This is a genomic window from Amycolatopsis acidiphila (assembly GCF_021391495.1).
Taxonomy (GTDB): domain Bacteria; phylum Actinomycetota; class Actinomycetes; order Mycobacteriales; family Pseudonocardiaceae; genus Amycolatopsis_E; species Amycolatopsis_E acidiphila.
Map to the genome: position 1 here is coordinate 4789872 of NZ_CP090063.1, position 15275 is coordinate 4805146.

12 protein-coding genes and 1 pseudogene are annotated in these 15275 nt (G+C 71.2%); 7 read left to right on the top strand and 6 right to left on the bottom strand.

Annotated features, from left to right (window positions below; all coding sequences use genetic code 11):
• The first annotated feature begins 2 nt into the window (after positions 1-2).
• From LWP59_RS23400 to LWP59_RS23435, 7 genes are all read left to right on the top strand, one after another.
• Positions 3-1502, top strand: coding sequence for an ethanolamine ammonia-lyase reactivating factor EutA (locus LWP59_RS23400; RefSeq protein WP_144637425.1), 1500 nt, complete (start codon positions 3-5; stop codon positions 1500-1502).
• A gap of 15 nt (positions 1503-1517) precedes the next feature.
• Positions 1518-2270: a class II aldolase/adducin family protein gene (locus tag LWP59_RS23405; protein WP_144637427.1), complete on the top strand. Its 753-nt coding sequence runs from the start codon at positions 1518-1520 to the stop codon at positions 2268-2270.
• A gap of 50 nt (positions 2271-2320) precedes the next feature.
• On the top strand, positions 2321-4567 hold the full coding sequence (locus LWP59_RS23410) for a M1 family metallopeptidase (RefSeq protein WP_186383195.1): 2247 nt from the start codon (positions 2321-2323) through the stop codon (positions 4565-4567).
• Positions 4568-4583: 16 nt separating this feature from the next.
• Positions 4584-5180 (top strand): cupin domain-containing protein, encoded by a 597-nt coding sequence (locus LWP59_RS23415; protein WP_144637431.1) that lies wholly within the window; start codon positions 4584-4586, stop codon positions 5178-5180.
• Positions 5180-5797, top strand: coding sequence for a cupin domain-containing protein (locus tag LWP59_RS23420; protein ID WP_144637433.1), 618 nt, complete (start codon positions 5180-5182; stop codon positions 5795-5797). Before LWP59_RS23415 ends, LWP59_RS23420 begins: the two co-directional genes overlap by 1 nt.
• Before the next feature lie 373 nt (positions 5798-6170).
• The gene (locus LWP59_RS23430) at positions 6171-7016 is read left to right on the top strand and encodes a DUF1996 domain-containing protein (protein WP_144637435.1); all 846 of its coding nucleotides are present in this window, start codon (positions 6171-6173) and stop codon (positions 7014-7016) included.
• 122 nt (positions 7017-7138) lie between these two features.
• Positions 7139-7807 carry a GDSL-type esterase/lipase family protein gene (locus LWP59_RS23435; RefSeq protein ID WP_222425504.1) on the top strand — a complete coding sequence of 223 codons (669 nt, stop codon included), beginning with the start codon at positions 7139-7141 and terminating at the stop codon, positions 7805-7807.
• Positions 7808-7975: 168 nt separating this feature from the next.
• Here the strand turns inward: LWP59_RS23435 and LWP59_RS23440 are convergent, their stop codons facing one another.
• The 6 genes and pseudogenes from LWP59_RS23440 to LWP59_RS23460 all read right to left on the bottom strand — a co-directional run bounded on the left by LWP59_RS23440 (position 7976) and on the right by LWP59_RS23460 (position 15243).
• Positions 7976-8749: a hypothetical protein gene (locus LWP59_RS23440; RefSeq protein WP_144637439.1), complete on the bottom strand. Its 774-nt coding sequence runs from the start codon at positions 8747-8749 to the stop codon at positions 7976-7978.
• A gap of 17 nt (positions 8750-8766) precedes the next feature.
• Positions 8767-13311 carry an RHS repeat-associated core domain-containing protein gene (locus LWP59_RS23445; protein ID WP_144637441.1) on the bottom strand — a complete coding sequence of 1515 codons (4545 nt, stop codon included), beginning with the start codon at positions 13309-13311 and terminating at the stop codon, positions 8767-8769.
• On the bottom strand, positions 13308-13640 hold the full coding sequence (locus LWP59_RS23450) for a type VII secretion target (RefSeq protein ID WP_144637443.1): 333 nt from the start codon (positions 13638-13640) through the stop codon (positions 13308-13310). Before LWP59_RS23450 ends, LWP59_RS23445 begins: the two co-directional genes overlap by 4 nt.
• Positions 13641-13667: 27 nt before the next feature.
• Positions 13668-14213, bottom strand: coding sequence for a YbaB/EbfC family nucleoid-associated protein (locus LWP59_RS23455; protein WP_144637445.1), 546 nt, complete (start codon positions 14211-14213; stop codon positions 13668-13670).
• 294 nt (positions 14214-14507) lie between these two features.
• A pseudogene (locus LWP59_RS41140) lies at positions 14508-14810 on the bottom strand (tetratricopeptide repeat protein); the annotation flags it as partial.
• A 97-nt stretch (positions 14811-14907) separates the two neighbouring features.
• Complete coding sequence (locus LWP59_RS23460; protein WP_229857184.1) at positions 14908-15243, bottom strand: hypothetical protein; 336 nt, start codon at positions 15241-15243, stop codon at positions 14908-14910.
• Positions 15244-15275: the final 32 nt, after the last annotated feature.

Consider the following 15275-nt stretch of genomic DNA (forward strand, 5'->3'; position numbering starts at 1 on the left):
ACGTGCACGACGAGGACTTCGACCACGAGCACGAAGTCGGCCTCACCGACGCAGACCGGCGGGCGATCGCGCAGGCGATCCTGGAGCAGGACACCCTCGAGCTGCGCACGGTCGGCATCGACATCGGCAGCTCGACCTCCCACCTGTTGTTCGCCAGGGTGTTCCTGCGCCGCGAGACCCACCACCTCTCCAGCCGGTTCGTGGTGGTCGGGCGCACCGTGGAATGGCGCTCCCCGATCCTGCTCACCCCGTTCCTGCCCGACGGCACGATCGACGCGCACGAGCTGGCCCACTTCGTCAAGCACTGCTACGCCGACGCCGGCTTCAGCCGGGCCGACGTGGACAGCGGCGCGGTGATCCTCACCGGCGAGGCGGTCAAACGGAAGAACGCGCGCGCCATCGACGAGATCTTCGCGGCGGAGTCCGGAAAGTTCGTCTGCGCCACGGCGGGTCACAAGCTGGAGGCCATCCTCGCCGCGCACGGCTCGGGCGCCACGGCGTTGTCGGCCGAGCGCGGGGCCTGTGCGCTGCACGTGGACATCGGCGGCGGCACCACCAAACTGGCGCTGATCGACCGGGGCGTCATCCGCGGGGTGGCCGCGTTCGCGGTCGGCGGGCGGCTGCTCGCGCAGGACGGCGAGGGCCGCTGGACGAGGGCCGACGAGCCGGCCCGGCTGGTGGCCGCGGAGCTGGGGCTGGACACGACACCGGAGGCGCTGGCCGACCCCGCGGTGCGCCAGGCGATCAGCCGGCGGCTCGCGCGGCTGCTGGCCGACCGGATCGTGGGCGCCCCGCCGGACGAGCTGGGCCGGGCACTGCAGCTCACCGAACCCTTGGCGCGCCCGGCCGAGCCCGCCTATCTCACGTTCTCCGGCGGTGTTGCCGAATACCTGTTCGGCCACGAAACGCAGGACTACGGGGACATCGCGCGTGAGCTGGCCGCGGCCGTGATCGACCAGCTCGGCTCACGCGTGCGGATTCCCGCCGTCGACGGCGGCCAGCGCATCCGCGCGACCGTGATCGGCGCGTCGCAGTTCACCGTGCAGGTCAGCGGCAAGACGATCCACCTGGGCGGCCACGACGCCCTGCCCGTGCAGAACGTGCCGGTCGTCCACCTCGGGCAGTCGCTGCCGGCGCAGATCCACCCGGCGGAGATCGCGGAGGCGTTCCGGCGCAGCGCGCGGCGCCAGGACCGGGACCCGGCCGAGCCGCTGGCGCTGGCCTTCTCCTGGTCGGGTCCGCCGACCTACGACCGGCTGACCGCCCTGTGCCAGGGGATCATCGGCTTCGCCGGTTCGTCGGCTGAGCTGCTCCTGCTCGTGGTCGACGGCGACGTCGGGCAGACCCTGGGCCGGATCCTGGACCAGGACCTCGGGCTGAACCGGAAGCTGATCTCACTCGACGGCATCGAGCTGAAGGACCTCGACTTCGTCGACGTGGGCGCCCTGCTCGACCCGCCCGGCGTGGTGCCGGTGGTGATCAAGTCCCTGCTGTTCTCCTGAAAGTAGGTCACGCACATGGACGCTCCGACCGACGTGCTCCGCCACGAGGTGGCGATCTGCTCACGGCTGCTGGTGGACGCCGGGATCCTCAACTACAGCGGGCACATCAGCGTCCGGATCCCGGGCACCGAGACGCTGCTCATCCAGCGCGGGCACGACGTCCGCGCGGAGCTCGCGCCGGAGCGGCTGCTGGTCGTCGGCCTGGACGGCAAGCCGGTGGACGGCCGGGGCGAACCGCCCTCGGAGGTGTTCATCCACACCGAGATCTACCGCGCCCGGCCCGACGCCGGTGCCGTCGCCCACTTCCACCACGACCCGACCACGGTGTTCAGCGTGGTCGAGGACAACCCGCTGGTGCCGGTGAAGAACCACGCGAGCCGGTGGGCCGCGGGCATTCCGGTGCACTTCGACTCGTCGCACATCGCGGTGCCCGAACAGGGCGCCGCGGTGGCGCGGACGCTGGGCTCGGGGTACGCGCTCCTGCTGCGCGGCCACGGCGAGGTGCTGGTGGCGGAGGACGTGCGCTCGCTGTACGCCGACGTGGTCCACTTCGTGGAGAACGCCCGCGCGCTGACGCTCGCCGCCCAGCTCGGGAAGGTCACGCCCCTGACCGACGAGGAGCTCGCGGCCTTCCTCGCCACGTTCAAGCGCGGCAAGCACGCTCGCAAGCTGTGGAAGTACTACACCGCGGTGGCCGCGAGCCGCGGGCTGATCCCCCGCGAATGGGTCCTCGACCAGGACGCGCCCGCGGAGGCAGGGGCACGGTGAGGCGGGGCCTCAGCCGATCCGAGGCCTCGCGGCGCAGCGCGCGGACAACCGTGCGCTCCTACGATGTCGCCCTCGACCTGACGCCGGGCGACGACACGTTCCGGTCCACCACCACGATCCGCTTCGCGGCGGACGGTGAGCCGGCGTTCGCCGAACTGGTGCCGCGGCGGCTGTGTTCGGCCTCGCTGAACGGGGTTCCCTGCGACACCTTCTCCCCCGGTGCGGGCCGCCTGTCCCTCACCGGGCTCGAGGACGAGAACGAGCTCGTCGTGGTGGCGGACATGGCGTACGCGGGCGACGGCCAGGGCGTGCACCGGCACGTCGATCCGGCCGACGGCCGCACCTACCTGTACGCGAGCTCGGCCCTGACCGCCGCGCCCCGCTGGTTCGCCTGCTTCGACCAGCCGGACCTGAAGGCGCCGCTGCGGTTGTCCCTGCGCTGCCCGGAAGACTGGACCGTGGTGGGCAACGGCGGGGCCGCCACCTTCGCGGAAGGCTGGTGGCGGACGCCTGCCACCCCACCGCTGTCCCCTCACCTGGCCGGGTTCATCGCCGGGCCGTACCACTCGCACACGGCCACGCACGACGGCGTCCCGCTGGGAGTGCACGTCCGCAGGTCGCGAGTGGACAGTGCGCTGACCTCTGAACTGTTGGCGGAGACCGCCCGCCTCCTCGACGAGTTCCACCGCCTGCTGGATGCCCGGTACCCGTGGGGCGAGTACCACCAGGCGTTCGTGCCGGACCTGCCGTGGCGCGGCATGGAGAACCCGGGCTGCGTGCTGTACCGGGAGCCCTTGCTGACCCGCAGATCCGAGCGCACCCGGCTGATGGCACACGAGCTGGCGCACATGTGGTTCGGCGACCTCGTCACGATGCGCTGGTGGGACGACCTCTGGCTGCACGAGTCGTTCGCCGAGTACCTGGCGGACCGCGTCCTCGCCACCGGCTCGCTCGCCCCGGCGGACCAGCTCGGGGCCGACGCTCGCCCGAGCACCCATCCGGTGGCGGACGCCGACGTGCGGTATGCGGACGAGGCGTACCTCGCCATGGACGCGATCATCTACACCAAGGGCGCCGTGGTGCTGGACCAGCTCGCCCGGAGGATCGGCCACGAGGCCTTCGTCCGCGGACTACGCGCACACCTGGCCGGGCCCACGAACACGTCCTACGACGACTTCGTGGAGTCCTGGTCCGCGGTCGCCGGTCCGGGTTTCGACGACTGGGCACGGCGCTGGCTGCGGACATCGGGGCTGGACACCGTGCGAGTCGCGGGAAATCGGCTCCTCCGCAGCGGCAGCCGCCCGCACCACTTGTCTGTCGCGGCCTTCGGCTTCGACGGCGGAGAACTCCGTCGCGACCTCCTCGCGGTAGACGATGAGAGCAACGACCTGCCAGTCCCTCCGGTAGCAACCGCGCTCGTGCTGCCCAATGCCGACGGCAGGTCCTGGGTCAAGATCCAGCTGGCCGCCGAGGAATGGCGCCGCATGCCGGCCCTGCTGCCGAAGCTCGACGAGCAGGCGCGCCGGATGGTCTGGACCGCTCTGCGCAGCGGGGTCGAGGACGGGGAGCTGGACCCCGAATTCGCCGTCGAGCTCGGGGTGGCGACGTTTCCGTTCGAGTCCTCGGCCGGCGTCCTCGGCCCGGCCGCGCGGTGGCTGACCGAGGTGGTGCTCGGCACCTACCTGCCCGACCACGGGCGGGAGCAGGCGGAACGCGGGCTCGCAGGTGCGCTGGGCGCGGCTTTCCACTCCGCACCAACGGATTCCGCACTGCAACGCACTGCCGCACGCCGCTGGATCGACGTCGCGCCCGCGGCGGCTCTGGCCTCGTTGCGGCACCCGCGCGCGCTGGAACGCCGGTGCGCGCTCGGCCACTACCTGCCGGGACGGCCCGGCGACCCGGTGCACGCCGCCCGGTGCCGCGCACTGGTCCCCGGCAGCGAGGCCAAGGAAAACGCGTGGGCGTTCATCCTGGGCGACGCGCCTGCTGAGGAGCGGTATGCGGCGGCCAGGGCGTTCTGGCATCCGGCCCACCGGCGGCTGACCGAACCGTTCGTCGCCCGCTATTTCGACGACATCCCCCGCGTGGATGGAGGCATCGAGGCCGCGCGCCTCGCCCGCTTCGCCTTTCCGCGCACCGCCGATGCTTCCGCCCTGCGCGCGGCCGCAAGCCTGCTCGACTCGCCGGGCCTCGATGCCGGTGTCCGCCACGCGGTCGCCGACGGCGCCGACGAGCTGCGCCGAGCACTCTGGCGTCCATCGAGAATCGGTAATATGGTTAGTCCACTAGCCCTTTGATCGAGGAGGTCCGCCGGTGTCCGAGGCCGAAGCCGCGGGTGACGAAGCCGAAGCTCGCGCGAAGCTGTACCACAGCCAGAAGAACCGCGTCTTCGTCCGCCCGATCCAGGGCGAGTACGGGTTGAACGCCGAGCTCGAGCGGCTGCGCGCGGTGCCGCGGGTGCGCAAGGCGAGCGAGATCAAGTTCGTCGACGGGCCGCAGGCCTACAGCAGGCACTACGTCGAGCCCAAGGACGGCATCACCCAGACGTTCCACCTGCACCTGGAGGAGTACGGCCCGGGCGGCAAGTCGCAGAAGCACGGGCACGTCAACGAAGCCGCGTTCTACATCCTGGACGGGCGGGGCTACGAGATCCACGACGGGATCCGGTACGACTGGGAGGCGGGCGACGTGGCGATCGTGCACAACAACTGCGTGCACCAGCACTTCAACGCCGACGAGCACCGGCCGGCCCGCGCACTCGTCATCAAGACGAAGCCGATGTACCTGTTCATGAACATGTTGTTCCAGAAGCAGGTCGAGGCGCGTGCGGTGACGCCGTCCCCCACCGGCGAGGGCTTCGAGCCCCGGGAACGGGAAGAGGACTTCAACCACCCCGAAGGGGGCTACTGATGGCTTGGGACGAGCACGAGAAGTGGCTGGCCGGCACCGCGAACGGCGACTTCTACCAGAAGCTGCTCGACGAGGCGGCCGATGCGCCGGTGCGCAACGCGGGCCGGAAGAAGATCGTGCGGCCGGCCGAGATGCCGTGGGAGATGTCGCGGCACGGGCTGCTCAAGCACCTGATCAACGAGGACATGAACACGCGGATGGAGACCGTCGACGCGTACATGCAGATCATCCCGCCGGGCAGCCGGTCTGGGCGGCACCGGCACCTCGCGGAGGAATGCCTGTACGTGCTGGAGGGGCGCGGGTACGACGTGCACCAGGACTGCGACGTGGACATCACCGACGAGTACACCTGGCGCCCCAAGGAGGAGACGCAGCGGTTCGAGTGGGAGGCCGGCGACGTGATCTACGTGCCGCCGTGCACGATCCACCAGCACTTCAACGCCGACCCGCGGCGCCCGGTCCGGCTGATCTCCGCGACCAACCGGATCTACCGGTACTGCGGGCTCAACGACCTGGTGCAGCTGGAGGACGCCCCGGAGTACGACCCGCGGGTGGTGCTGACCCCGGAGACGATCCAGTCGTACCTGCGGCCCCCGGTGCCGGCCGGACTGGCCTGACCCGGACGGCGACCCGCCCCGGTCTGCCCCGGGGCGGGCCCGGGTCACCGGGGTCGGCGTCGGCGCGTACCAGCCCGGCCCGGTCACCCTGCTCGGCGACCCGATCCACACCATCCCCCCGACCGGCGGCGTCGGCGCGAACACGGCCCTGCGGGGCGGGCGGTGCAGGTGGTCGACGGCGTGCGCGGTCGGCTCGTCCGCGGGGAGGAGGACGACGAGCTGTTGCGCATCCGTCGAGAGCTCCAGGGTCTCGCGCACGAGCCGCAGCGCGCACCCTGAAGGATGGTTGAGCCGCAGGACCCCGCGCTTCGGGACCAGGTGCGAGTTCAGCCAAGCACCACATCGCGGGGCGCCGCCCAATACAGTGCGCATCGTGAACAGGACGACGAGCTGGATCGTCGCCACCGTGGTCGTGCTGCTGGCCGCGGTTCTGATGTCCGTCGCCGGATACCGGCTGCTCACCCCGGCCGCGCCCGGTGAGCACGGCGTCGCCGATTTCGTCGCCGAAGAGGACCTTTCGCCGGCGGCGGCGATGCCGCCTGCCGGCTCGTGGCGCATCGACTGCGGCCGCAACACCGGGGGCATGCACAACGCGGACAACCTCGTCGCGAGCCCCGGTCGGTCCGGCGGCGCGCACCACGTGCACGACTACGTCGGCAACCTCTCCACCAACGCCTTCTCCACCGACGCCTCGCTGGCGGCCGCGGCCACCACCTGCCCGGACGGCGATCGCTCCAGCTACTACTGGCCCGTCCTGCGGCTGCCCGCGACGGACCGGATCCTGGTCCCCGGCGCCGTGTCCATCGAGTACCAGGGCAGCCCCGCCGGTGACGTCGTCCCGATGCCCGAGTTCCTCCCGGCGAGCACCGGCAACGCACACGACTTCTCCAGTGGCGGCAAGCGGACCGAGCACGTGCAGTGGGGTTGTTCAGGCGCCCCGGGACGCGTCGCGCGCCAGTACCCGCGCTGCGCCGCCGGCGAGCGGGTGCTGCGGTTGTTCGACTTCCCCAGCTGCTGGAACGGGCGCACGACCGACAGCGCAGACCACCGCTCGCAACTGGTCTTCCCCGGTGCCGCGGGGGCCTGCCCGATCGGGACGTTTCCGGTGCCCCGACTGCACTCGAACTGGCTTACGGGGTCCCGCCCGGGGCGGATCACGCCATCGGCACCTTTCCCGAAGAGCTGGGCTCGCCGGTCGCCGACCACGCCGACTACGTGAACGTCATGCCGGGCTCGGTGATGGCCGCGCTCGTGGCCTGCGTGAACTCGGGACGACACTGTGTGGCCTGAACACTCGTCGTCGAAGGCCTGCGGCGGGAACGCAAACGGGTCCGGATCTGGTTGCCCCAGCTGGGTTTCCCGCGTCTGGGCCCGGTCCGGCTCTTCGGCGCCACTCAGCTCGGGCCAGGAGCGCCGCAGCCGCGGTGGATCGCCTACGGCAGCTCGATCACGCAGTGCACGGGCGCGCACGGGCCCAGCCGCACCTGGCCCGCGCTCGTCGCCGCGGCGAACGGCTGGGACCTGCGCTGCCTCGGGTTCGCCGGGCAATGCCAGCTCGATCCGGTGGCGGCGCGGTTCATCCGCGACAGCTCGGCCGAGCTGATCAGCCTGCGCCTCGGGGCGAACAGCTACCGCAGGGCGACTTTCTCGGCGCGGTCCTTCGGGCCCGCGGTGACCGGCTTCATCCAGACCGTGCTCGACGGGCATCCGGGCGTGCCACTGGTGGCGCAGACGCCGATCACTTACCCGGGTGGGGAGAGCGAGCTCAACGCGGTCGGCCTGACGGTCGCGGACCTGCGGGCGCTGCTCGTCGAGGCGGTGGAAGCGTTGCGGGACAGCGGATACGACAACCTGCACCTGATCGACGGCCGGACAGTGCTCGGCCCCGGCGAGGAAGCCGCGCTGGCCGACGGCCTCCACCCGACCGCCGACGGCTACGAACTCATGGCGACGCGGCTGACCCCGCTGCTGGGCGCCTGCCTGCCGGCACCCGCCGCCGCGGAGACCTGAGCGGAACGTCCGTCGGGTCGGCGCTCGGGGTGGTGGAGAGAAGGCCGAGTCGAGCCGGATCTGGCCGCCGAAGCGCACCACCGTCTCGAAGAGACCGGCGGCACGGAAGCCGTGATCTCCCGGGAGGTGCCGATCGCGCTCGTCCCCGCCGGCTTCGACCGGCCGAACCTACTTGTCGAACTCCGAGGTGCCGGCGTCGAGGTTCGGGCCGTACAGGAAAGCCTTCAGGTACTCCAGCAGCTCCTCGGCGTCGAACCGCTGCGAGTCCTCGCCCTCGCCGCCGATCAGCCAGGCCTCGTCCCATTGGGCGCGGCGGATTTCGTGCCGGTAGTTCTCGAATTCGACGAAGCGTTCCGGGGCCCCGCCTTCGAGGTCCCGCACCTGCTGCACGAGCGTGGGCACGGTGACGAAACCCCGCTCCGGCTCCACCCGGCCCGTCGGCGCCCGGTACCGCATTTTCGCGTAAGGCCACGGCTCGCGATTCAGCCTCGTCACCGGCACACCCGCCGCGCGCGAATACCGGTATTCCGTTTCTTCCTGGTTCTCGTCACCGGCGAATTCACACCGGAACGCCGGGAAAACGGCCCTGGTGCGCTGGTGCGCCTCCGGATTCTCCTTGGCGTGGTATTTGTGCACCGTCGGCCCGACCGCCACGAACACGTCGAACCGGTACGGCTCGTGACCGAACCCCTCGACGAGCACCAGCGGCCGCTCCGGCGGGGCGATGAGCTCACCGGCGTGCGCACGCGCGAACGACATGATCGCGACGGCGAGCTCTTCGTCGTAGGAATCTAGTGCATAGCACTGAAACGCGTGCTCCCGGTCCTCGCTCAGCGCGGCCGCGAAGTCGAACCCCGGGGCCATCGCCCAGTGCCAGGCATCGGACAGCCCGTCCAGCGGGCCCGCGTTGGACATGCCGGCGAAGATCGAGCCCAGGTCCACTTTCCCACTCCCAGATGTCAACTGCACGAGTAATTCGGACCCGGTGCCTTGTCGCTGTACCGGGCCTTGAGTTTCGCACCTTTGCTCGAATTCTCGCTGCGCGTCATCGCTTCCATGTCGTCGGTGTTATTGTACCAAGACTCGCGTTGCGCCCTGGTCTGGTCGTATCCCTCGTTGACCCAATGTTCGACGACGGGCGGATTGTGGTCGTAGCTCAGCTCGTCGAAGGGGACGACGTTACCTTGTGCGTCCACCCAGGTGAGCTGGTCGCGCGGGATCTTCACACCACTGGAGTCCACCGGCACCCCGCCCTGCGTCCGGCCTTCCACCGTCCATTTCGTCGCCATCTCGTCATGCGCGGTGTCGCTGTACCCGTGCGGGTATTCGGTACTGCGGTTGTGCCCGGTCGGCGGGTTCAGCGGGTCGGTCGCGTACTGGCCGTTGGGCGCCCGGTGCCCGGCGAGTCCCAGCGGGTCGCACACGATCAGCGGGTTGGCCACGTAGGCGTAGTGGTTGGGCGCCGGGGTCAGCCCGAGCGGGTCCGGGCTGAGGTAGCGCGCGGTCCGCGGGTCGTAGAAGCGGTGGTGGTTGTAGTACAGCCCGGTTTCCCGGTCGTGGTACTGCCCGGGGAACCGCAACGGGCAGTCGGCGCCGTCCTGCGACGAGACCGCGAGCTGGTTGCCCCACAGACCGGTCGTCTGGTACCAGGCGACCCGGCCGTCCGGGCCGACCAGCTCCATCGGCGTGCCCACCAGGTCGGAGACGATCGCGTAGAACCTGCTGTCGATGATCTCGCCCGGGGCATCGGCGAGCCAGGACCGCGACGTCTGCGCCACGGGCTCCCCCGTGCCGCTCAGGTGGTCCCAGGTCGTCGCGGTCACGCGCGCTTCGCTGTGCCGCAGTTCCTCGGCGAGGTTGGCGCCGTCCCAGCTGAACGTCGTCTCGTCGAGCACCGCGCCGTCCTCGCCGACGCGCCGCTTCGCGATCCGCCGCCCCAGCGGGTCGTAGGCGTAGTGCCACACCTGACCGTCCGGCGTGGTCGCCGCGACGAGCTGGTCCAGCCCGTTCCACCGATAGGTCCAGACCAGTTGTCGGCCGGACAGGGTGCGGCGGATCTCCCGGACCAGCCGCCCCGCTTCGTCGTACTGGTAGGAGCTGCGCCCCGCGGAGCGCAGCAGGAACCCCTCCAGCACGCGAGGCCCGCCGGTGTCGGCCGGCTCGCCCGGTTGCGCCGAGGACAGGTTGCCCAGCAGGTCGTAGGTGTAGCGCTCGCTCCAGGTCGCCGCGGTCACGGCGGTGACCCGTCCGGCCGCGGTCAGCTGGTAGGCCCGGCTCCCGCGCAGCCGGTCGTCCACGGCGGTCACCACGCCGTCGGCGCGGTAGCGGTACGCGCGGTTCTGGACCGCCTCGTACCCGGTGCCCGTGCGCGCCCAGAGGTGTTGCGCGGTGAGCAGGCCGGAATCGTCGTACTCCTGGGTCAGGGCCGCGCCGGAGCCGAGGTTCCTGGTGACCTCCCGGCCCCTCGCGTCGTACTCGAACGACAGCCCGCCGGCGGTGCCGGCGAGGGCGGCTTCGCGGCGCTGCGGCGTGTACTGCCAGACGGTCTCGATCCCCGCCGCGGTCGTCCTGCGGACACGCCGGCCCGCCAGGTCGTACTCGCTGCTGATCGCGCGCCCGTTGACCGACTCGGTGAGCGGCCTGCCGAGCAGGTCCCGCTCGTAGCCCAGCTCGGCGACCGGGTTGACCGCCCGCCGCAGCCTGCCGGCCGGGTCGTACTCGAACTGGATCGTCTGCTCGTCGCCGACCCGCTGGGCGACGACCCGCCCGCGCACGTCCCGGACGAGGTCGACCACGCTCCCCGGCCGCTCGACCCGCGCGACCTGGCCGGCCGCATCGCAGTGGTAGTCGATCCGCCGCCCGGTGAAGTCGCTCTCGCCGACCAGGTTCCCGGCGGCGTCGTACTCGTAGTCCCAGGTCAGTCCGGCGGGATTGGTGACCTTGACCAGCCGGAGCTCGGTGTCGTAGGCGAAGGTGTAGCGCGTGCCGTCCGGGCCGGTCCGCGCCACCGGCAGGTTGAACGGGCCCACCTCGAACGTGGTCGAGCCACCGGCGGCGTTGCGCCGGCGCACCAGGTTGCCCTCCGGGTCGTAGAACAGCTCCTCGCGCTCGCCGCGGGGGCCGGTCTGCCAGGCGAGCTTGCCCTCGACGGTCCACCCGTAGCGGGTGACCTGATCCTGCGGGGCCACAGCCGCGCGCACCCGCCCGAAGCCGTCCATCTCGTAGCGGGTGGTGGTGCCGGTCGGGCTCGTGATCGACAACGGCCTGCCCGCACCGTCGCTGCCGAACCGCCACGCCAGCCCGTCCGGCTCGGTGGAGGCCGCCAGGTGCCCCCGCTCGTCGTGGGTGCACGTGACGACGGCTCCCATGGGATCGGTGGTCGTCAGCAGGTTGCCGGTGTCGGAGTAGGTGTGCCGCCAGACGGCACCGCCGGGGCGGGAAACGGTGGTCGGCAACTGCCAGCGCTCGTCGTAGTCGACCTCGACCCGCGAACCGTCCGGATATTCGATCCGCACCGGCTCGCCCTGCTCGTTGCGCACGTAGCGGGTGGTGTTGCCGAGCGGGTCGGTGTGCGAGAGCAGCCGATGGTAGCGGTCGAACTCGAGGTGCTCGGTGTTGCCGAGCGGGTCGGCCACCGCGCTCAGGTGGTTGTGCTCGTCGAAGTGGTACCGGGTGGCGTGGCCGAGGCTGTTGGTCACGGTCGAGACGCGGTTGTCCAGGTCGTAGTCGAACGTGGCGTTCAGGAAGCCGCCCAGGCCTTCGCCGCGCTCGACCCGGCCGTCCGCGCGGTAGAAGTACCGGTACCGGAAGCCGTTCCGGTCGGTCCAGCCGGTGATCCGGTCCTGCTCGTCGTGCTCGTAGCTGAACGGGATCCCGCTGGAGTTGACGATCCCGGTCAGCCGGCCCCGGTTGTCGTAGCGGTAGGACACGATCGCGACCGGCCGGCCCTGGTTCGTGTGGTCGAGCAGGCTCAGGCCGCCGACCCGGACGCCGGCCGGGCCGGGCACGGTCTCGATGGCGACGTGGTACCCGCCGGAGTGCCGGACCGCGAGCGGCAGGCCCGCCTCGTCGCGCAGGTAGCTGATCCGGTGGCCGTCCCGGTCGGTCTGCGCGGTGACCGGATGCGTGCCGTCGGCCGCGGCGAGGCCGAAGAACCTCGTCCAGCCGGTGTCGGGGTCCTCGATGCGGTAGCCCGCCGTGCTCTCGTCCCAGCTCAACGGCCAGCGCGCGCCGAACCGCGGCAGCACGGGCGCACCGTCGAGCGCGGGATGCGGGTAGTGCAGGACCTGCGCGTCGTCGCCCACGAAGCGCAGCCCGTCGTCCGTGGTCTCCAGCCGCTGGTCCAATGTGGACGACCAGCCCGGCCCGAACAGCCTGCCGTCGCCGAAACCCGAGGCGTAGGCGCGCCGGATGACCAGCGGCAGCAGCCCGGGCAGGTCGACGTCGGTCTTCGAGGTGATCATCTGGCCGGACACCACGTCGACCGGGTCGCCGCCCTTGCCGTCGCAGCCGCCGTTCCCCTCCGAACGCTGGCCGCCGTTCGGGGTGTCGCTCGAGGACGGGCGCGTGCCGTCGCCGCCGGGCGAACCCGGGCCGTCCCCCGGCAGCCCGCCGGCGCCGTCGCCGGGCGGGGCACTGGCCTCGTGGGTGCCCGTGCCCGGCGGCTCGTGCCCGGTGGGCGGGGCGTCGCCGGCCGAGGAGGCGTGGGTGGCGCCGTCGCCGCCGACGTGCGGTTCCGCCTCGCCGGGGCGGCCGTGCAGCTCCGACATGACCTTCTTGATCGCGGCGAAGATCTCCTCCAGCTTGCTCATCATCGGCCGCAGCTTCTCGACCGAGTTGATGAGCTTCTTGATCACCGCGCCGATCTTCTCCATCCACGCGGACACCTGCTCGACGACCTGGGCCACGACCACCGGCGTGCCGAGCCCCAGCGAGCAGACCTCTTCCAGGGCGTCCTGGACGAAGTCGCCGATGGCCTGCGTGACCATGTCGCGGACGAGGCCGCGCACCGCGCCGGTGATGACGCCGACGATCTGCACGACCGTGCCGATCGTGTTGGCGCAGGTGGACGCCGCGTTGATGTGGTCGATCTTGTTCTTGATGTTCGCGCGGTAGGCGTCGGCGGCGTCGCCCCGCCAGTTCGCGGTGTCCTTCTCCACCGTGGTGGCGAGATCCTTCGCCGCCTTCTGCACGGCCGCGCCGACGTTCTGCCACGTCCGGGCGTAGGCGGCGATCTGGTCGGCGTCGCCCGCCAGCTGGTTCAGCGCGTCCTGCAACGGCTTGACGTGCTCGATCAGCCAGTTCAGCCCGTAGGAGATCAGCGTGCCGACCGGGTTCATCGCCATGGTCAGCAGGTCCAGACCAGTGCCGAGCGCGGCGATCCCGCCCTCGACCCAGCTCCCGGAGGAGACCCCGTCGTAGACCCCGGCCGCGTCGTCGAGCACGTTGATGCCGCTGTGCCAGGTGGTCGAGTCCTGTTTCTGGGCCACCAGCGGGTTGCTCATCGCAGTTCCTTGCCCAGGTCGGTCAAGGCCTTCGCGTGCGCCTGGTCGACGGTGTCGTACGCCTTGGCGGCGTTGGTCACCGCTTTGGAGACCGAACCCATCGCCTGCTTCGCCAGCCCGAGCGTCACCAGTCCCGGCGCGCTGACGGCGAGCACCATCGGTACGAACAACGGCCCGCAGATGAGACCGTAGGCCTGGACTCCCACCGTCACCTGTTCCGCCGCGGACAGCGCGTCGGCGAGGGTGGCCGAAACCTGGTCCACGGCCTTCGCATGCGTGGTGAGGTCCTCGGTGCGGACCTCGTACCCGCCGGAACCGTCAGCTGTCATCGTGCTCCCCCACCGTGTTCCCGCGCGTCACTCGCGGACCATGAACGACTGCCCGAAGTCGTCGTCGGGTTCGCCGTCGCCCGGCCGTGGCCTCGGTTTCGGTTTCGGCCGGGCCGGTGGCGGCGCGGGCGGTTCCTCTTCGGCGCCGATCCGCCGGACGTGATCCGGCGCGGGCTGCGGCGGCTCTTCAGGTTCCGGTTCCGGGAACTTCGCCCGGTAGTTGCCGACGATCGTGTCCATCGTCTGCTTGTCGTCGCCGATGGTGGCGGCCATGACCTCGCCGAGCCGTTCGGGAAGCCGCGACTGCGCGCGCCGCACGATGTCCAGCACCGCGGTGGCGACCTGCGCGCCGGACAGCTCGCGGACCTGGTCGGTGATGCGCAAAGCGGTGATGTTGCCCGCCGAGTCGACGGTCACCGTGACCAGGCCGTCGCGGGAGGACTCGGTGACCGACACCTGCCCGACGGCGGCCTGCATCGCCTGGTAGCGCTGCGCCTTCGCCTTGGCCTGGGCCACCCAGCCGTCCACCCGCGCGGTCGCGTCTCCGCCGGCCGCCGACAACGGATCGCTCATCGCCCCACCGTCCCCTTTCCACGCATGCCCCCTCGGATGGAAGGAGCCAACCACGCGGTTCCCGGCATCGGCCCAGGACGACTCGAATTACCCCGAACAGCCGAGGCGTTTTGTCCGAATAAACCAATATCGTCAGAAAGACCCTGCCGATCCGGATCAGGGCCTGCCGGTCAGGGCTTCCATTCGACGACGTACCCGTGCGCCCGCACCCGGTCCACGAGCGGCTCGGCCGCCTCCTCTCGCCCCTGGGCGACCAACGACAACGCCAGCACACGCCCCAGATTCAGGGTGTCGTGGCGGTCCTCGGCTCTGCCGCCACACCCGGACGACCGGCTCCGCGAGTTCGGCGGCGTCGGCGTACCGGCCCTCGTAGAAGTACGCTTCGGCCACCCTCGCGGCCGCGGTCAAGGTGTCGGGATGGCGTTCCGGCAAGGACTTCCGCCGCAGCCGGAGCATCGTCTCGTACTCGGTAAGCGCTTTCTCGCCGCGTCCCTGAACGCCCAACTGGTTCGCGTAGGCGAAGCGGACCGCCGGCGCGGCCGGCGCGTCGATCGCGGCGTACGTTCCATACCACGCCAGGACGTCCCGCCACGCCACAACGCGTCAGCACCATGCTCGACGGACCAGGGCAGGAACGAGACGGCCCCGCCGTCGCCGGCGGCCAACGGCGGCCGGGGGTCCCGGACGTAGTCCTTCATCCGCCGGAAGGCGGCCAGTGCGGCCTTCTCGATCCCGGACACCGCGGCGGAGGCCGCGGCCCGCTGAGCGCGCCCTCGTCCTGCAGGACCACCAGCGCCCGCAACAGGTCGGCGGTGTCGCGATGGGCGACGGCCAGGTGATGCGCGGTCCAGATCCGTTGTTCGCGGTGCTCGTCGTCGCGCGGCCGGTGCCGGGTCGCCTCGATCAGGCCCGCCGGCGGTCCGACCGCCGAGGTGTAGATGCCGGCGAGCGGATAGCAGTGCCGTAACGCGGCAGCCGCGTCGACGAGCTGCGCGTCGCCGTCGCCGCATACGCAGGCGCGACACCACATCGGCCAGCACAGCCACCGCCTCGCCGGGCCGC